Source organism: Mesorhizobium sp. M1163 (assembly GCF_040318415.1).
In the GTDB taxonomy this organism is placed as follows: domain Bacteria; phylum Pseudomonadota; class Alphaproteobacteria; order Rhizobiales; family Rhizobiaceae; genus Mesorhizobium.
In genome coordinates, this window is the sequence record NZ_JAMYMF010000002.1 from 304,106 (window position 1) to 321,778 (window position 17,673).

Here is a 17,673-nt window from a genome sequence, read left to right on the forward strand (position 1 = left end):
TGGTCCCGGGAGTGGCTTGGGGCCGGTTTGAAGAAGCGTTGACCCCTGCGTTCTGGGCCGCACAGGCCTGGATGCAGGAATTGGCGGGCGGTGAGGCGTTCGGCCTTGGCGACACCCTAGCGGAGGAAGTTGCCGCCTGCCTGCTCGGTGGGTACGGTGCGCCCGCTGAAGTCGGTCTCGCGGCATATGGGAGGGTGCGGCAAGCGATGCGTAGCACTGCCGTCGTTGACGTCGGTGCGATTGAGGCCATGCTCACGATGCCTCTGAAAGTTGGCGACAGGTTGGTCCGGTATCGCTTCGCCAGGCAAAGGTCGGGACAACTGGGAGAGTGCCTCGCGAGGATCGCCGATATCGACGAGGCCGCGCTGGACGACATCTCGCTCAGGGACGCACTGACGCGGCTGCCGGGGATCGGCCCTAAAACGGCATCTTGGGTTGTCCGGAACCGCCGGGCGAGCGACGAGGTCGCGATACTCGATATCCACATCGTGCGGGCGTGCGTCCATATGGGAATATTCGGCGGCGGTGCGACGCCTGCGAGGGACTACGCGGGCCTCGAATCCCGTTTCATCGGGTTCTGCCGCGCTGCTGGCCTACGCGCTTCCTTGCTCGATGCACTGATGTGGCGAACCATGCGATCGATCGGCCCGTCATTCGCGGGCTTGCGGCCAGCGTCGAATCCGAGTTCAACTGGAGGACGCAGCAGGGGGAAGACAGCATGTCCGGAGGTGGCGGCTCGAGCAGGGACGATCTGAGTCCGGGAATCGGAGGGGGGCCGGACACCTGCGGCCAGACCTACAACGCCCCCATCAACAGCCCCAAGCCTTCCGTGCTGGGGCCCGTGTCCATCGGTACCGTTCTCACCGTCGACGTCGTCCCCACCGGCACTACCAGCACCCTTGTCGTCCGTGACGCGATGGGACGAATCGGCGGCTCCCTGACTTTCCTGGGCTATACGCAAGTCATCAACTGCATCGTCCAACGTGGCGTGGCCTACACGGCGACGGTGCTGGCCATCGCGGGCGGCGTCTACACCGTCGAGGTGGTTCCCGTCTGATGCGCAGCCTTTCGGTGGTAGGCGGCATCTACCGCGAGCGCTGCCTGCAACCGACCTGGGATGCCGTCCTCGGATCCGCCGGTCGCGCCGCCCAGGCACTCGGCACCGTCAAGGCTTCGCGGAAGCGGTTGCACGCTTACATGGGCGATCGGGCGCGGAGCGAAGTCGAACTCCTCGCCGAGCTCGCCGACTTCGAGTTGGTACCCACGGACCTGCCTTTCCTGGTGTTGTTTGACTACGCACATACGCTTGGCGACCCTGTCATATCGCCGCCGATCGGCTTGATGGGCCAGCGACCGCCGCTCGCCGTCAAAGACGACGTCGTGCTCCGCTACGGCATGCTCGAGGGCGATGCCGTCGTCGCCGCCAACATCGCGGTTTACGATCCACAATCCGCTTTCGGCGCTGCCGCGTTCACCGCCAACGGCTCGTCGGCCAAGAGGCTTGCAGTGGTGCTCAACAGGCTCGAGATGCGCTCGATCACGGGCGAGGAAGATCCTCGCGCCGGCGCCGACTGGCTGTTCCGGAACGACGGCGCCGAGGTGGTCGTGCTGAAGATGGGTGCCTTGGGCGCACGGGTAATCACGCCGGACGGGGCGTGGGAAATCCCCCTCTATCGATCGGAGCGCGTTTGGAAATTGGGATCCGGCGACGTCTTCTCCGCAACGTTCGCTGCAATGTGGGCCCTGGAGGACATGGCGCCCGATGACGCGGCGGACATCGCGTCCAGGGCGACCGCGTGGTACTGCGGCCACCGCGCCCTTCCCACCCCGGACTCCGCCACGCTTGCCACGATGCCGTTCGAGCAGGTGCGCCCGGGTACGGGCCGCATATACTTGGCGGCGCCGTTCTTCGACCTCGGGCAGCGCTGGCTGGTGGAGGAGAGCAGGCGTGCCCTGCTGCAAGCAGGTGCCCAGGTATTCTCGCCCATCCACGAGGTCGGACCCGGCGCGGCCGAGGTCGTCGCTCCGGCGGATCTCGCCGGCATCGAGGACTGCGACGTGCTCCTGGCGATCGTCAACGGGATGGACCCCGGGACCGTCTTTGAGGCGGGCTACGCCATCCGCAAGGGCATACCGGTCGTCGCGCTGGCCGAGAATTCGCGGGAGGAGGATCTCAAGATGTTCGTAGGCTCCGGAGCGACGGTGACCAACGACTTCGCGACCGCCATCTACCAGGCTGTCTGGAGACTGCCGCGATGACTACCGCCTTGCTCCTGTCGGGCGGGATGGACTCTGTGAGCATCGCATGGTGGCTTCGGCCCGACGTCGCATTGACCATCGACTACGGCCAGAAGCCGGCCGAAGCCGAGATCGACGCCGCCGGCCACGTGGCCCAACTACTCGGCATCTCGCACGAGGTGATCCGGGTCGACTGCTCATCCCTGGGTTCTGGCGACATGGCCGGTACCGCGCCCGACGCCGCGGCGCCAGTGTCGGAATGGTGGCCCTTCCGGAACCAACTGCTCGTCACGCTGGCCGGAATGGCGGCGGTGCGCCGTGGCGTGTCGCGGCTGCTGATAGGCGCTCTGGCCACCGATGGCGCCCACGCCGACGGTCGGCCGGAGTTCGTGGAGCGGGCATCGCGGCTCATGGCCATGCAGGAGGGCGGGATAGTCGTCGAGGCGCCCGCCATCGAACTCGATGCGGTTGAGCTGGTGCGTCGATCGGGAATCGATCAGGGCACGCTTGCCTGGGCGCATTCCTGTCATACCGGCAACTACGCTTGCGGCAGGTGCCGCGGCTGCACCAAGCACTTCAACACATGGCAGGCCCTTGGCTGGACTCCTCACTGACGAACCCCACCCTCGAACGCCAGCAGGGAAATGGGTTGCGTGGCTCCCGCCCGACTGCACCCTATCGGTGCTGGACCCGCCGCAGCCAACGCATGAGCACGCCTTCCAGGAAATGCTGCAGGCCCGCCGATCAAGCGTCGGGGGTGATATTGCTTGGTCGGACATCGAGGCGGTGCTCTGGCATTCGGCCAGAACGGTCACGAACGGCGGCGTCGGACGCGCCGGGATCGAGATTGAGCGGCGGCCAGCGCCAGCGGCGGGCGGGCTTCACTGCATCCATATAGTCTGCCAGATGTGCGCAAACGATGGGCAGCCGAGGCTGTACCTGCCCAGGCATGGGTTCGCTGAGCTCAACCACCGCGCTGGCTCGGCGGCATTAAATCGGGCGGAGGTGGTCCAGCTGCTTCCGGGGGCCGCAGGCTGCACGCTTCGGTTCGTGGCCGACATGGACAAGGTCTCAGCGGCGTACAACAATCCGGAGAGCTTGGTATGGCGCGATTCCGGAGCCCTGGCGGCCACAATAGGTCTCGTGGCCGAATGGCTCGGCCTTTCTGCAACCATGCTGGGTATTGCGGGTGGAGAATACATGCGGTCGATCGGATTTCCCCGCGAACGCTTCCTCGCCGTGGGAGGTATTCAAATTTCGTCCAGGTCTCGCTAGCCAGTAAATGCCGCAGTCTTAGCAGGCGGCGAATCGCGCTCGTTCGCTGTTTCACCTTGAGAATCCCGTTGGCTTCCAGCTCCCTCTCAAGTTCCAGGCAGTGCCTACTCCGGTCTCGCCAGGGCCAGAAGCTGGCGGGCCAAGTAAGGGCGACGTGGTCAATCTTGCCCAATTCAGAGTAGGTATCGTCCAAGTCCGTTACCGTCCGAACGTGGTGCCAAGGGCTGGCGGATGTCCGCTTTTGGGAACCGGTCGCCGACACCGGAGCGGCTGCAATCAGGCGCAGAGCCGGCATTGGTTCGGGGCAGATCAGCTCGTCTATTGTGCCCTATGTTTCGGCTTGCCGCCGGCAAATTGCTTCAATGCATTTGCCCGCCTTGAAAGGTGCCCCCTCGGATTCACTGATCGCTGTCACTTATTCGGACCCTGAAATTGCCTGCCGCCGCGATTTCTCTGAGATGTCGACGACAGGGAGCCCTTCCTTTCTGGCCTTGGCAAACGCTCGATCGCTTTCCAGGAACTCCGCCAGCATGAACGGGATCAGTTCCGCTACCGATTCGGACTCGCCATAGGTCTGACGATAAAGCGCCGCATAGTCCTTCAGTGCTTGGTTCAGGTCTGCACTTACGCTTATGGTGATCTTCGAAGGTGTCCGATCCGGAAGTTTGCCGAGTTTCAGATTGGTCATGATGACTCCAGTCAATTCGGGTACGGCCGTAGCACAAGATCCTTGTGCACGATGACGCGCAGTGGCCAACCAGGGCGGACGGTGATCGTGGGCTGAATATTGAGGTTCTTCTCGGTGATGCGCTGGCCAGCTCGACTGACGTTCTGCTGAGCGGATTCGCGGATTGCTTTGACCAGGTCGCTTTCCTCTTCCCCGAGGCTCAGCTCCGTGCCGACCCCTAGCAACGTGGCCAGCGCAACGCCTTTGATCAGCTGCCAGGTGTGGAAATCCACCTTGTCCTCAAGCCCGGCATAGCCGGCGGTGTCCGTCGCCGGCAGATTGTCGATTTCGATCGAAGAGCCGTCGGGCAGCAGTATCCGTTGCCAGACCAGCAGCGCGCGCCTTTGTCCAAAGGCAACAACGCTGTCATAGGTGCCAATCAGGCGAGAGCCTTGCGGAATGAGCAAGGTGCTGCCGGTGACTGTGTCGTGCACATTCTCGGTGACCTGTGCGACGACGAGGCCGGGCAAGTCGGAATTGATGCCAGTGATCAGGCTCGCTGCGATGACGCTGCCGGCCATCAGCTGATAGGGCGAAGCCGGCGTCTGCAGTGCATGCAGATTGTAGATTCCACTTGTGTTCCGCTGGCTGACAAAATCGAGCTTGCGCTGTTGATTGTTTTGGTCGCCCTCGGCCGGTGCAACGGAAGCTGAATCGCGTGCGGCATCGGATTGTGGAGCCGTTGCCTCAAAGGGTGGACGCCCGCCCTGCCCGTTGCCGGCGGCATCTGCTTGCCGGGGTCGATTTTCGATCCGGAAGAAGACTTGCGATTCGCGCGCCTCGATCGCCTGCTGTGCAAGGCGCTGCTCCTCCGCCGAAACCTCCTGGCCCGGCGCGATGCCCAGCTGGCGTTGGTGCTCAAGGATGGGGCGGCCGAGGTCGCCGGGCAGCGGTGGTCCAAGCACCGGAGGCTTGGGCTTGATCCCGGAATAGTCCTTAGGCAGCCTTTCAATTGCCTCCGCGGTTGGCTTCCGCTCAGAGTTGTAAAGCTCTTCAGCCTGCTCTTTGATGCGCAGCGCCGGTCCCTGCAGCGCCATCATGGTGACGCCTAGAACGGTCCCGGAACCAACAGCAGCAATGGCGACAATAATGCTGCGCTTGAAGCGCACAGCGCGGCGAGGCGAGGCCCGCAGCTGCAGCTGTTCTGGATCGAGTTTCGGTGGAGCATCGGAGCGGGAAGTAACCGTCATGGGCCGTCCCTCACCTGCTGGAACGCGAAAAGAGCAATATCCGCCTCGGCGCTTGCCTGCCGTCGGTCCTCGTGATGCGCACCACCTGCTGCTGCTTGGCGCCGAGGCGCAGTTCGGCTGCGGCGAAGAGGCGATCGACGATGTAATAGTTGCCCCGTATGCGGTAGTTGACGAGCTGGTTGTCCCCGTCAGCACCGACGATGAAGAGCGGCGGAGCCTCGCCCTGATCGATGCGGCGCGGAAACTCGATATAGACTTTGCTGCCATCATCGAAGGCGCGCGTCGGCCTCCAGGGCGGCATGTCGCCCGTAATCGAATAGCGGAAGCGAATATTTTCGAGAACCACATTCGACGCCACTGCCATAGCGGAGTCGGCCTGCGCATTGCGCCGGCGTAGCGCGATGATCTGGTCCTCGCTGTAAGTCCAGGAGATGGCTGCCATGGCGGTCTTATCCGTGCTTTGAAGCTGCAGGTGATAGCTTCGCCGGTCCGTGGTGATCACCAGATTGGTGGCAAGTCCTGGCGCGAAGGGCTTCACCAGCACATGGGTGCGCTGGTCATCGCCGGAGCCACTGACGGTGTCGCCAATTACCCAGCGCACTGTATCGCCGGCCGACACGGATTGGAGTTTCTCGCCTGACTGCAGAGCGATATCGCTGACGCGCTCCGGTGCGGCATAGAGCTGGTAGAGCGCGCCTTCGGCAAAGGGGTAAACCTGCACCGCATTCACATAGCCATATTTGGTGGGTTGCTGCGTCGCCGCCTTGTTGGCATCGGCGACACGTTCTTCAGGCGAGCGCTTGTCTTCAGCAGCCTTGCCCGGCTCGGGCTGCAACTGGCCGGGCAGCGGCAGCGGTTTCGGCACTTCCACGACTTTGACGGGCTTCCCCGGCGCCTTCTCAATCGCGGCCGGCTTGAAGTCAGCATGGTCATAGGAAATCTGCGGCGGCGGCACCGGCTTCGAGGCACAGGCGGAAATGACCGCAGCCGACGCCGACAGGATCAGCGCAGTGCGGAGAGACGAGAGTCTATTTATCATTGGCGGGCTCCTTTGGGGGAACGGAAGTTTGCGCGGCACTGTCGAGCTCGCGCGACCAGTCGATTGCGTTGATGAAGACGCCGAGCGGGTTTTTGCGCAGCTGATCGGTATTGTTCGGCGGCCGGATCACAATGGTGAGAATCCCGGTCCAACGCGTTGTGCTGGCGAGGCTGCCGCGCTCAAAGACCTGCTCGGTCCATTTGACTTGAAAGGAGCTGTCGGACGCTCGAACCACGCTCGTCACCTGCACCGAGACGCTGCGCGTGCCGATCTTGCCGAACGGGTCATTGGCCTTAGCGTACTCATTGAGAAAGAGGGCTGCACGGTCGGTGGCGAAGTCGTACGCCGCCAGCCAGTTCTGCCGCACCAGCACCGGATCGGTGGAGATGGAACGGACGTTCTGGATGAAATGGCCGAGATGCCAGGCAATCTGGGCATCGTCGGGCTCGTAGGGTTCGATTGCCGGCGCGACAGCCCGTGTTTCACCGAAGCGGTCGACCTCGACAACATAAGGCACGACGCGGCCCTGCATCGACTGCCACAAGAGTCCACCAGAGAGCCCGATGGCCAGAGCGAGGCAGCCAAAGGCCATCAGGCGCCAGTTCCTTGCCTGCACGCGCGCAGTGCCGATGCGCTCGTCCCAAAGTTGGGCGGCCTTCTGGTATGGTGTGACGGGGTGGGGCGTCTTCCCGTAACGCTGAACAGGTCGCTTGAAGAGCATTTAGTCTTCCTTATCGTTGAGAGAGGGGTTGGCCCCGCTTCCACCCCGATCGCCATCGCGGACGGCCTGCGTGGCGGCGTGGCGATGGGCGCGCGCGGTCTGTTCGGAACGCAAGCGCCTCGCCCAGGCCGGCGCGGCATTGGCACCTGACGCGGCAGGGTTTCCGGTCATTGATGCGGTCGGCGTGCCGCCCGTCGCGGTCCAGGCGGCATCGCGGCCGGCATCGGCGCTGCGCCGGAATGGTTCTGTTGCAGATCGCATTCCCCGCATCGCGGCGCCGCCAGCTGCGCCGGCAACGCCCTGCAGTCCAGCAGCTACGCCGGAGAGGCCGGACTCGGGCGATGTTGCACGCCCCATCTGCCAAGCTGTGGAAGCAGCCGATCCCATGGCCGTGCCGGCTCGAACGGCGGCGAGACCGCCGCCGGTTGCCATGCGAGCGCCGGCAAGCGCCGCACCTCCGGCAACGAGCGTTGATCCGGCGGCCGCCGCGGTGGTTCCGAGTGCGGCTCCCGCGCCAAGCTGCGGCGCGCCCGAGACAAGACCCGAGGCAATTCCCGGCCCGAAAATGCCGAGCCCAAGCAGCGCCAACGCGCCCAGTACCTGTGACATGGCCGCGGCCAAGTCCGGCTCCTTGCCTTGCAGGGCGGAAGCGAACTCGCCGAAGAGCGTGGAGCCGATGCCGACGATGACGGCAAGCACCATCACCTTAATGCCCGACGAGATCACATTTCCGAGCACGCGCTCGGCCAGAAACGCCGAGCGGTTCCAGAGCGCGAAGGGCACCAGAACAAAGCCGGCCAATGTGGTGAGTTTGAACTCCAGGATGGTGATGAAAAGCTGGATGGAAAGGATGAAGAAGGCGATGAGGACCAGGAACCAGGCGAGAAGCAGCACGAAGATGGTCAGCGCGTTGCCAAAAATCTCGGGGAAGCCGACTAGCTGGCTCGCTTGATTGAGCAGCGGCCAGGCGCCCTCGAAGCCGGCCGCGGCAATGCGGCCTGGCCGCAGGAGACTGTCGGCGGACAAATTGCCGGACGAAGCGTTGATGCCGAGCCCGGCAAAGGAGCGGTAGATAATGTCGGCAAGGCTTCTGAAATTGTTCAGGATGAATGCGAAGGCGCCGACATAGAGCACCTTTCGGACGAGCCGACCGAGAATATTGGGTTCGCCGCCGAACGCCCAGACCAGGCCCGCCAGCGTGATGTCAATGCCGATCAGGATGGTAGTGAGAAAGGCGACGTCGCCCGAAAGCAGACCGAACCCGCTGTCGATATAGCGGATGAAGGTCTGCATAAAGCGATCGATGACGCCGAGGTCATTCATGTCGCCGTCTTCCTCGTTGTCTTGAAGACTGCTGATCAGTTGCCGGGATAGGCCGTACCGGTGCCCAGGAAACGCTTCGTCGTCTCGCGGGCGGCTTCCTCAGACTGCGCCTTGCGGGCAGCATCTTCGGCTTCAGCCCGGAACTGGGTCGCGAGCAGCGTCTGGATCTGCATCTGCTGCTTGGTCGAAAGCGCGATCAGCTGATTGGTGGCCTGGCTTGCCTCAAGGGCACCTGCCGCGCCCTGACTGCGGTTGACGAGATCGGTAAGCAGGTCGCCGTCGGCCCGCACGTTCTCCACGATCTGCGACTGCGCGCTCATGGTTTGGCGGAACGCCTGCATGGCGTTTTGCCAGCGCTCGCGCGCGGCGCTCGCCACATCGTTGACCTCGATTGTGGCGTCGTAGCTTTCCGGATATTGCACACGCCACTGGTTCTGAAGCTTGTCGAGATCGAAGCTCAGGCCGCTGGCCTGGGTCATCAGGCCGTCGATCCGTTGGAGCGAACCTGTGAGCTGGCCCACGGAAGAAAAATCCAGGCGCTGAAGGTGCCGCGCCATGTTCTGCAGCATCGTCGCCTGGTTCTGAAGCGACTGGATCTGGTTGTTTATCTGCTCCAGGGAACGTGCCGCTGTCAGCACGTTCTGCGCATAATTCGACGGATCGAACACGATCAGGGCGTGGGCCGGCTGGACGTAGTCGGCCATTGGTTTTGCGATCAGGGAAACGGTGATCAGGCTGGTGAGAAGGCGGCGCCGCATCATGACGATTGCTCCTTGTCTGGTTGAGGGAATTGCTGGAGAAGCTCGGCAGCCCAAGCGAGGCCGCGCGCACTCAGGAACCGGGAGGCAAAGCTGTCCTGCCCGTGCTCTGACAGGACGCTGTCGATCAAAGCTTGCGTGGCCGGATCAGAGGCGCCGCAGAGCGCAAGAGCGATCGGGCCGAGCCCGAGCTCGAAGAGGCGGTTGCCGCGGCGCGACTGCACATAATACTGGCGCTTCGGTGTGGCACGGGCGACCAATTCGATCTGCCGCTCGTTCAGACCAAATCGCTCATAAGCCACCCGCGCCTGCGGTTCCACGGCACGGTCATTGGGGAGAAAAATGCGCTGTGGACAGCTCTCGATGATCGCCGGCGCGATGGAAGAGCCAGCGATGTCGGCAAGCGACTGCGTGGCAAAGATCACCGACACGTTCTTCTTTCGCAGCACCTTCAGCCATTCACGGATGCGGGCGGCAACGAGAGGGTTGTCGAGATAGACCCACGCCTCGTCGAGCATCAGCAGCGTCGGCCGTCCGTCGAACCGCTCCTCGAGACGATGGAACAGATAGGTGAGCACCGGGAGCACAGCGCCTTGGCTGTGCATCAGCTCTTCGGTCTCGAAACACTGCACATCCGACAAAGCCAGCCGATCTTCATCGGCATCGAGCAGCCGGCCGAAGGGACCGTCGAGCGTGTAGGGCATCAACGCGGCCTTGAGCCCATTGGACTGAAGCAGAACCGACAGGCCCGTCAGCGTGCGTTCCTGCACCGGCGCAGTGGCAAGGCTGATGAGTGCCGACCAGATCGCCTCCTTTACCTCCGGCGTAACGGTGACATTCTCATGGGCAACGAGGCCGGCGATCCATTCCGCCGCCCAGCTGCGAGTAGCCTGGTCGCCGATATTGCTCAGTGGCTGGAAGGCAAGCGCACCATCCGCGCCCAGCGCGTGGTGTTCTCCGCCCATGGCCAGTGTTGCCGCACGAGCCGAATTGCCCTTGTCGAAGACATAGACCTGCGCCCCGGCATAGCGTCGAAACTGCAGAGCGACTAGCGCAAGCAGAACCGACTTGCCGGCACCGGTCGGCCCAACGACCAGCATGTGGCCGACATCGCCAACGTGGGTGGAAAGCCGAAACGGTGTCGACCCGTTGGTCTCTGCGAAGAGAAGCGGCGGGGATTCGGTCCCAGTCACGTTGGCGAGATGCTCGTTATCCACCGGACCGGCCCACGCCGACGACAGCGGCATGACATGGGCAAGATTCAGCGTGTGAACGAGCGGCTGGCGAACGTTAGCGTAGACATGACCGGGCAACGAGCCGAGCCACGCCTCGACCGCATTGATGCTTTCACGGATCGTGGTGAAGCCGAGCCCATTGACTATGCGCTCAACCGCTCGGAGCTTTTCCGCGGCGGCCTGTCGGTCCTGGTCCCATACCGTCACCGTTGTGGTGAGATAGCCGAAGCCGACGTGATCGCCGCCCAATGCCTGAAGGGCGGCATCCGCATCGAGCGCCTTGTTGTCGGCGTCACTATCGACGAGAGGGACGGGTTCGTTGGTCACGACCTCGCGCAGGATGGCTGCGACCGATTTGCGCTTGGCAAACCACTGACGGCGCAACCGGGTCAGTGTCTTTGTGGCTTCCGTCTTGTCGAGCGGGATGAAGCGCGTCATCCAGCGGTAGGCGAAATCCTGATGGTTGAGCGCGTCGAGGATCCCTGGCCGGGTGACGTTCGGGAAACCAAGGATGGTGAGGGTGCACAGATGCTGCTCACCCAGCATCGGCTCCAGGCCGCCGGTAAGCGGCGCGTCAACCAGAACACCGTCGAGATACATTGGGGTTTCCGGCATGGCGACCGGATGGCGGTAGGTCGAGATTGTGCCGTGCAGATAGGTTAGCGTCTCGGCATCATCGAGGGCGCGCACTTCCGGCATGAAGCCGGACAGCAAATCCAGGACGCGGTCGGTCTCGTCGCGAAACCACGCCAGCTCCTGGCGCCAGTCTCTAGCCCCTCCCGAGTGATGCGAGTCGACCAGTGCGCTTTCCGCCCGCGCCTGGCCATCTTGCGCCGGCATGAAGACCAAGGTCAGATGATAGCGACTCTCGAAGTGCGCGACCTTGCCCTCGAAGGCCGCGCGCCGTTCCTCATCGACCAGCCATGAGGCAGCATCGGGAAAAGCCGAGCTCGGATAGCCCAGCGCTTCAACGCGCTCGGCCTCGAAAAACAACCCCCATCCGGAGCCCAACCTTCGTAGCGCATTGTTGGCTCGTGCGCAGATGCCGACCAACTCGGCTTCGGTCGCGCTTTCAAGGTCGGGGCCACGGAACCGGAAGGTTCGCTGGAAGCTACTGTCTTTATTGAGCACGATGCCGGGCGCGACCAAAGCGGCCCAGGGCAGATGGTCGGCAAGCCGATCGGCTTTGCCGCGATACTCCGAAAGGTTCAGCATGCAAGCCACCCCTTCAGGCGAAGATGACGGACAAGCACGCTGGCGAAGTCCGGATCGCGGCGAGCGGCAAAGACCGCGAGGGTGTGGCCGGCGATCCAGAGCGCCAGTCCGGCGATCCACTGCTGCAGGCCAAGGCCTATTGCCGCGGCCACCGTGCCGTTGAGGATCGCCACCGCTCGCGGCGCGCCGCCCAGCAGGATCGGCTCAGTCAATGCCCTGTGAACGGGGACTTCGAAACCCTCGATATGCTGCTCTCCGGTGGCCATCAGACGAGTGCCCCGCCGCCGAAGGAGAAGAAGGAGAGAAAGAAGCTCGATGCCGCGAAGGCGATCGACAGGCCGAAGACAATCTGGATCAGCCGGCGAAAACCGCCTGCCGTGTCACCGAAAGCAAGGGTCAGGCCGGTGGTGATGATGATGATCACCGCGACGATCTTGGCGACCGGTCCCTGCACCGACTCAAGGATCTGCTGCAGCGGCTGTTCCCAAGGCATGCCGGAGCCCGCTGCGTGGGCCGGGACGGTGAGAAGAAACGCGAGCGCGGTGGACGAAAGGAAGCGAAGCTTCTTGAGCATGAGGTGACCTTTCAAAACTGCTGGAGTTGCGGAAGCGTGAGCGGGGTGACGGCGTAATCACCGCTGCTGTCGAGACCGGTGACCTCAGCGATCGCGTCAATGCGGCGCGAGGATCCGCGCCCAGCGATGAAGACGATCAGATCTACCGCATCAGCGATGAGGCGGCGGGGAACGGTGACGACGGCTTCCTGGGCGAGCTGCTCGATACGGTAGAGAGCGGAGCGCGCCGAATTGGCGTGAACCGTCGCGATGCCGCCGGGATGCCCGGTGTTCCATGCTTTCAGCATGTCCAGGGCTTCCGCGCCCCTGACTTCGCCCACGATGATGCGGTCGGGTCTGAGCCGCAGGGTCGAGCGCACGAGATCGGCGAGCGTGACCGACCCCCGCCTCGTCCTCAAGGCAACGCAATCCTTCGCCGCGCATTGCAGTTCGCGCGTGTCCTCGATCAGGATCACCCGCTCGTCGCAATCGGCGGCTTGTGCCAGCAGCGCATTGGCAAGTGTTGTCTTGCCCGACGACGTGCCGCCGGCGACCAGGATGTTGCGCCGCTTGCGGACCGCCTTCTTCAGCGCATCGGCCTGCAGCGGCAGCATGACCCGGTCGGCGACATAGTCGGCCAACGTGTAGAGTTTCGCCGCAGGCTTTCGGATGGCGAAGCATGGCCCCAGCACGACAGGCGGCAGCAGACCCTCGAAGCGCTCGCCCGATGGCAATTCGGCGCTGACAATCGGATTGTCAGCATGCGCCTCGGCGCGCACGTGGGAGGCGACCAGGCGGATGATGCGTTCGGCCTCAGAAGGATGCATGTGCACGCCGGTGTCGACCCGGCCTTCACCCAACCGGTCGAGCCGCAGCGCACCGTCGGGATTGACCATCACCTCAATGACGGTCGGATCGGCGAGGGCTTCGGTGATCGCCGGACCCATGGCGGTGCGCAGCATGACGCGGCGGCGATGGTCGGCTTCCGGATGAGAACTCATCCTTCCCCTCCCCTGCGATCGTCGGTGCCAAGTGACCGTTTCCCGGAAGCGATTTGGCGGCCGACCTGTTCGACGAATTTGTCGAAGCGCTCCTGGGCAATCGCTTGCGTGGCCCTGTCCGGCACCGGCGTGTGAGCATGAAGCGTGATCGAAAAGCGGATGAAGAGCGCCAGGCTCTCCAGGATCATCTCGACATCGCGCCTGACATGTCCGAGGTCGCGGGAAAGACGGTCGAGCCTCTTGCCGTAGCGCTGGTCGAGTTCATTCTCCCCACGCCGCTCGATAAAGGTCTCTACCGCGTGCGCCACAATGGCCGATTTGGTGGTCGATGGATTGCGGCTGAGGTTCTCCAGCTTCTCGCTCAACTCGGGTTCAAGCAAAAACTGGTGACGAATGCGGTGGGGCTTCATGCTGCTCGTTCCCTCTGACCGGCGCTGATGCACCGGCGACGGGAACGAGCATCGTCGAGATCCTCGAAATCGCTTACGGCCGTTATCTACGCTGAGATGCGCCCGCGTATGGCGCGCCGTTCAGAAGCCGGGCACGATGTCCTTGTCGTCGCCCATTCCCTCGTTGAGGCCGTACGCACGTGCGGCGGTGGAAATCCGATCCATGACGCGCTTGTCGGCGAGCGTCTCGCAGTCATCGTCTGCGGGCGTGAACAGATCGCCCTGATCAGGCTCCTGGACGACGAGGGTCCGTTCTTCGCGCAGGCCCGGATGGCGCTGCTGCTGGACACCTCCGTCTTCGATTGCCGCGCCGGCACTGTCGCCGTCGCCAGCAAGACGCCGATCCACGCCGCGCACCTGTCCGCTCCAATCGTCCGGGCGCGACGTGGGCCGATCCGCGTAGGCACCGTCGCGCAGCACCGGCGAAGGCAGCACTCGCTCCGTGAAATTCTGATCCTGGTAATAACGCAACTTCTTGGCGCGAATCGGCGGCAATCCCGAAACCAGGATTAGTTCGTCAGCCTGCGGCAACTGCATCACCTCACCGGGCGTCAGCAGGGGGCGAGCAGTCTCTTGGCGGCTTACCATGACGTGGGACAACCAGGGCGCCAACCGATGGCCGGCATAGTTGCGCATCGATCTGAGTTCCGTCGCGGTACCAAGCGCGTCCGAAATGCGTTTGGCCGTGCGCTCGTCATTTGAGGAAAAGGCAATCCGCACATGGCAATTGTCGAGAATGGCGTTGTTCTCGCCATAGGCCTTGGAGATTTGGTTCAACGATTGCGCTATCAGATAAGCGCGGATGCCGTAGCCTGCCATGAAGGCGAGCGCAGTCTCGAAGAAGTCGAGCCGACCGAGCGCCGGAAATTCATCCAGCATCATCAGGAGCTGATGCTTGCGGCTCTTCTTTGGATCGCCCTCCAGGCGCTCGGTCAGCCGCCGGCCGATTTGATTGAGCACCAATCGGACCAGGGGCTTAGTGCGCGAGATATCCGACGGCGGCACGACCAGATACAGCGACATCGGTCGCTCGGCATCCACAAGGTCGGCAATGCGCCAGTCGCAGGCCGATGTTGCCGCGGCCACCGTTGGATCACGATAGAGCCCGAGAAACGACATGGCCGTCGAGAGAACGCCTGAGCGCTCGTTCTCTGACTTGTTCAGCACCTCACGAGCCGCCGAGGCCACGACCGGATGGACCTGGGGCTTGTCCACCGTGCCGAGGTGGTTTGTGGTCATCATCCGCTGCAGTGTCGCAGCGAATGAGCGTTGCGGGTCCGACAGGAAGGTGGCGACACGGGCGAGTGTCTTTTCCTCTTCGGCGTAGAGCACGTGCAAGATGGCGCCAACTAGGAGTGAATGACTGGTCTTCTCCCAATGGTTCCGCCGCTCCAGCGCGCCTTCCGGATCAACGAGAATGTCGGCGATGTTCTGGACGTCGCGGACCTCATCTGGACCTTTGCGCACTTCCAGCAGCGGGTTGTACCGCGCCGATCTCGGATCGGTCGGATTGAACAAGAGACAGTGCGAGAACTTCGACCTCCAGCCAGAGGTCAGCTGCCAGTTCTCGCCTTTGATGTCGTGAATGACGGCCGAGCCGGTCCAGGAAAGAAGGGTTGGAACAACCAGTCCGACGCCCTTGCCCGAACGTGTCGGCGCAAAGGCCATGACGTGTTCTGGTCCGTCATGGCGCAGATAGCGATAATTCAGTCCGCCAAGGAAAACGCCGGCCGGCTGAAACAGCCCCGCCTTCTCGATTTCCAGCTTCATGGCCCATCGTGAGGACCCATAGGTGGTGACCAACCCCCGCTGCCGTGCGCGCCAGAGGGACCCAGCTATCGCGGCGGCACAGCCCAGGAACCCGCTGGCTCCGGCAAGTATGCCAGCCTTGTCGAAGACTTCAGGCGCATAGGCGTCAAATTGGAACCACCATTCGAACAGTTTCCACGGCTGGTAGATCGGCCAGCCGACTGTCACAAACCATGGCGCGCCGAGTGGCGGCTGATAGGAGAGCATGTGGGCGCACCATTGGGTTGCAGTCCACACGCCAAGAATGACAATTGCGAATACGACAGCGATCTGCCCAATCAGCAACTTCGTGGGTGTCAATAGCTTGCTCCGCTCTTCTGGCCAGACGGACCAAACATCGCGCCGAGCGAGGAGAATTCGAACGGCCGCTACGTGCGACTAGGTGCGATGACAAGGTTGATAGGCATTGTTCAGCTGCGAACAGCGAAAATCCGCCGCAGCAACCGATCGGCGGTGCCAGGTAGGCGGTTTGGTCGCAGAAGATGTTGGGGCTTCAGGCGCGGGCACATTGAAGATGTGCTGACAGACAAACCTTTGGAGCTGACGCGTTTGTGCGAGTAGCGAGCTGAAAGGCTCGGCGAGAAGTCGTCGTTCTCAATCGGGCGACGGGGGATACATCGGCGAAGACGGCATAGGGCAGGATGGGCCAGACCGAGCCGACGGCAAGGTCGTAGCCAAGGCCTTGGAGCGCATAGCGCCTGGCCGGGAGGCCGCCGCCAGTCAGGCTTACGCGGCGCGTCGTTGAGCGAGGTGAAGACCCGAACGGGCTCGACGAGGGTCCACGGCGGTCACAATGTTGTGGTGGTGATCGCAGTAGACGCGATCCGGCGAAGTTGGCCCAGCACAAAAACGATAACCGCCAGGTACAGAAGCGTCTTCGCTCACCGGGAAGCGGCACTGATAGAGGCCTAGCTGAATGAGGGGGACGTCTCTCGAAGTTGGTCTGATATTTTCAGGCATGATGGTTTCCTAGTTCGTAGCAATTACCAGCTGACGGCCGCAGTGCGACCCGTCGGGACGAGCTTCTCTCGTTTTGGAGGGCTATGGGTCACCATATGGTGTTGGTAGCACCATCAATGAAGCCCTACGCCCTGCTTCTGAAGCCAATAGTTTGCGACTTAAGGCCACACGCGCGAACGCATTAGCAATCTACCATCGTGTCCCCGAGGCACTCGCCCGCCGCGGTTTGCCGGCGGCGGGGTCGCACTGGCTTGTGGGGCCCTAGGCCCACTCGCGGCGCTCGCACTCGATCTCGGTGCGGGTTTCCCGTGTCTCATCGCCCTGTCAGCGCCTTGCAAATGAGCGAAACCAAGCTGTCGCGCGCTCGCTCGTGGAGTGCGCCTTTCGGCCGCCATGCAAGGAAATCATCAACGCTCATCCAATCAGCCGGGTTTGTGTCGGCGTCTGGCTGGCTGAATTCCACATATAGATGCAGTTCGTCCGGCACGAAGACGACCCTCCATAATCCTTTGACGTCATTGGCAAGGTTGTAGGCGAGGACGGTCATGGCGGGGCACTCCTTTCGCCGTGGAGCGTGCCTATCTCACGGGAAAATTCCATCACCAGAAGTTAGTATTGACGCTCGCGCTTTCTCAGAAATCCAACGTCCGCGTGATGCCGAAAGGTGCAGCCAGCTTTTTGTGTATCTCGATTGGGAACACGGGACCGCCGCGGAAGTTCGGTGCACGCAGCGAATCCTCCCCTCCAGGTATTGCTGCAGATCGGTATCCCGATCGGCCCGCGCTCCCCGCAAGGGCGCGGGCCTCGGCCTGTGGTGCTCATGCCATCTACTTCGATCCGCAAGATGGAATATAATCTGGATAGAAGGCCCCTCTCGGTGTGGTTCGTCGCCAGCGGCAAGCGATACGAGTTTGAGGGGGTACCGCCGGAAACCTTTGCCGCGTTCCGGGCCGCGTTCGCCAAGAGCCGCTATTTCAACGACCACATCCGCAACAATTTCCGCTACCGTCTGGTTGCGAGCGATAGCGACCCGGGATGACCTGACCTGCCGGCGGCTCAATCGTCCTGTCGCTCCGGTTGGTGGACGCGTTGCCGGATAGTGTCCTGAAGGTTCTGCAAAAAGTTTTGGAGAGAGAACGGCGCTTGCTCTGAAGGGCGAGCGGCCATGGCACGGTGGTGA

At 62.9% G+C, this 17,673-nt stretch carries 18 protein-coding genes and 1 pseudogene; 6 read left to right on the plus strand and 13 right to left on the minus strand.

Annotated elements, in window-relative coordinates; translation table 11 throughout:
* Window positions 1-257: 257 nt before the first annotated feature.
* The 5 genes and pseudogenes from NKH43_RS35275 to NKH43_RS03485 all read left to right on the plus strand — a co-directional run.
* Window positions 258-578 (plus strand): annotated as a pseudogene (locus NKH43_RS35275) (8-oxoguanine DNA glycosylase); the annotation flags it as partial.
* Between the two features lie 44 nt (window positions 579-622).
* Window positions 623-1,057 (plus strand): hypothetical protein, encoded by a 435-nt coding sequence (locus NKH43_RS03470; RefSeq protein ID WP_156937412.1) that lies wholly within the window; start codon window positions 623-625, stop codon window positions 1,055-1,057.
* Window positions 1,057-2,259, plus strand: coding sequence for a PfkB family carbohydrate kinase (locus NKH43_RS03475; protein ID WP_352797366.1), 1,203 nt, complete (start codon window positions 1,057-1,059; stop codon window positions 2,257-2,259). The genes NKH43_RS03470 and NKH43_RS03475 overlap by 1 nt, the downstream gene beginning before the upstream one ends.
* Window positions 2,256-2,852 (plus strand): 7-cyano-7-deazaguanine synthase, encoded by a 597-nt coding sequence (locus NKH43_RS03480; protein ID WP_027026480.1) that lies wholly within the window; start codon window positions 2,256-2,258, stop codon window positions 2,850-2,852. Before NKH43_RS03475 ends, NKH43_RS03480 begins: the two co-directional genes overlap by 4 nt.
* 67 nt (window positions 2,853-2,919) lie before the next feature.
* Window positions 2,920-3,513 carry a nitroreductase family protein gene (locus NKH43_RS03485; protein WP_027026479.1) on the plus strand — a complete coding sequence of 198 codons (594 nt, stop codon included), beginning with the start codon at window positions 2,920-2,922 and terminating at the stop codon, window positions 3,511-3,513.
* A gap of 415 nt (window positions 3,514-3,928) precedes the next feature.
* Here the strand turns inward: NKH43_RS03485 and NKH43_RS03490 are convergent, their stop codons facing one another.
* From NKH43_RS03490 to NKH43_RS03555, 13 genes are all read right to left on the minus strand, one after another.
* Window positions 3,929-4,201: a DUF2274 domain-containing protein gene (locus tag NKH43_RS03490; protein WP_352856609.1), complete on the minus strand. Its 273-nt coding sequence runs from the start codon at window positions 4,199-4,201 to the stop codon at window positions 3,929-3,931.
* A gap of 11 nt (window positions 4,202-4,212) precedes the next feature.
* Window positions 4,213-5,430 carry a TraB/TrbI/VirB10 family type IV secretion system protein gene (locus NKH43_RS03495; RefSeq protein ID WP_352856646.1) on the minus strand — a complete coding sequence of 406 codons (1,218 nt, stop codon included), beginning with the start codon at window positions 5,428-5,430 and terminating at the stop codon, window positions 4,213-4,215.
* Window positions 5,431-5,440: 10 nt separating this feature from the next.
* A complete protein-coding gene (trbG, locus tag NKH43_RS03500) occupies window positions 5,441-6,469 on the minus strand; it encodes a P-type conjugative transfer protein TrbG (RefSeq protein WP_352856611.1) in 1,029 nt (342 codons plus the stop codon).
* Window positions 6,459-7,190, minus strand: coding sequence for a conjugal transfer protein TrbF (gene trbF / locus NKH43_RS03505; RefSeq protein WP_352856613.1), 732 nt, complete (start codon window positions 7,188-7,190; stop codon window positions 6,459-6,461). The genes trbG and trbF overlap by 11 nt, the downstream gene beginning before the upstream one ends.
* Window positions 7,191-8,513 carry a P-type conjugative transfer protein TrbL gene (gene trbL / locus NKH43_RS03510; RefSeq protein ID WP_352856615.1) on the minus strand — a complete coding sequence of 441 codons (1,323 nt, stop codon included), beginning with the start codon at window positions 8,511-8,513 and terminating at the stop codon, window positions 7,191-7,193.
* 35 nt (window positions 8,514-8,548) lie between these two features.
* Window positions 8,549-9,274, minus strand: coding sequence for a P-type conjugative transfer protein TrbJ (gene trbJ, locus NKH43_RS03515; RefSeq protein ID WP_352473678.1), 726 nt, complete (start codon window positions 9,272-9,274; stop codon window positions 8,549-8,551).
* A complete protein-coding gene (gene trbE, locus NKH43_RS03520; RefSeq protein WP_352856617.1) occupies window positions 9,271-11,721 on the minus strand; it encodes a conjugal transfer protein TrbE in 2,451 nt (816 codons plus the stop codon). Before trbE ends, trbJ begins: the two co-directional genes overlap by 4 nt.
* Window positions 11,715-11,987 carry a VirB3 family type IV secretion system protein gene (locus NKH43_RS03525; RefSeq protein WP_023680309.1) on the minus strand — a complete coding sequence of 91 codons (273 nt, stop codon included), beginning with the start codon at window positions 11,985-11,987 and terminating at the stop codon, window positions 11,715-11,717. The genes trbE and NKH43_RS03525 overlap by 7 nt, the downstream gene beginning before the upstream one ends.
* Entirely contained in the window at window positions 11,987-12,295 is a 309-nt protein-coding gene (locus NKH43_RS03530; protein WP_023680310.1) for a TrbC/VirB2 family type IV secretion system protein, read from the minus strand. The genes NKH43_RS03525 and NKH43_RS03530 overlap by 1 nt, the downstream gene beginning before the upstream one ends.
* Window positions 12,296-12,306: 11 nt before the next feature.
* The gene (trbB, locus tag NKH43_RS03535; RefSeq protein ID WP_352856619.1) at window positions 12,307-13,275 is read right to left on the minus strand and encodes a P-type conjugative transfer ATPase TrbB; all 969 of its coding nucleotides are present in this window, start codon (window positions 13,273-13,275) and stop codon (window positions 12,307-12,309) included.
* Window positions 13,272-13,685, minus strand: coding sequence for a CopG family transcriptional regulator (locus NKH43_RS03540; RefSeq protein ID WP_352541492.1), 414 nt, complete (start codon window positions 13,683-13,685; stop codon window positions 13,272-13,274). Before NKH43_RS03540 ends, trbB begins: the two co-directional genes overlap by 4 nt.
* A 120-nt stretch (window positions 13,686-13,805) precedes the next feature.
* Entirely contained in the window at window positions 13,806-15,833 is a 2,028-nt protein-coding gene (locus NKH43_RS03545) for a conjugal transfer protein TraG (protein ID WP_352856622.1), read from the minus strand.
* A 973-nt stretch (window positions 15,834-16,806) separates the two neighbouring features.
* Window positions 16,807-17,040, minus strand: coding sequence for a hypothetical protein (locus tag NKH43_RS03555; protein ID WP_352718503.1), 234 nt, complete (start codon window positions 17,038-17,040; stop codon window positions 16,807-16,809).
* Window positions 17,041-17,214: 174 nt separating this feature from the next.
* On the opposite strand from NKH43_RS03555, the gene NKH43_RS03560 reads away from it, so the two are divergent.
* Complete coding sequence (locus NKH43_RS03560; RefSeq protein WP_352856624.1) at window positions 17,215-17,532, plus strand: KTSC domain-containing protein; 318 nt, start codon at window positions 17,215-17,217, stop codon at window positions 17,530-17,532.
* Window positions 17,533-17,673: the final 141 nt, after the last annotated feature.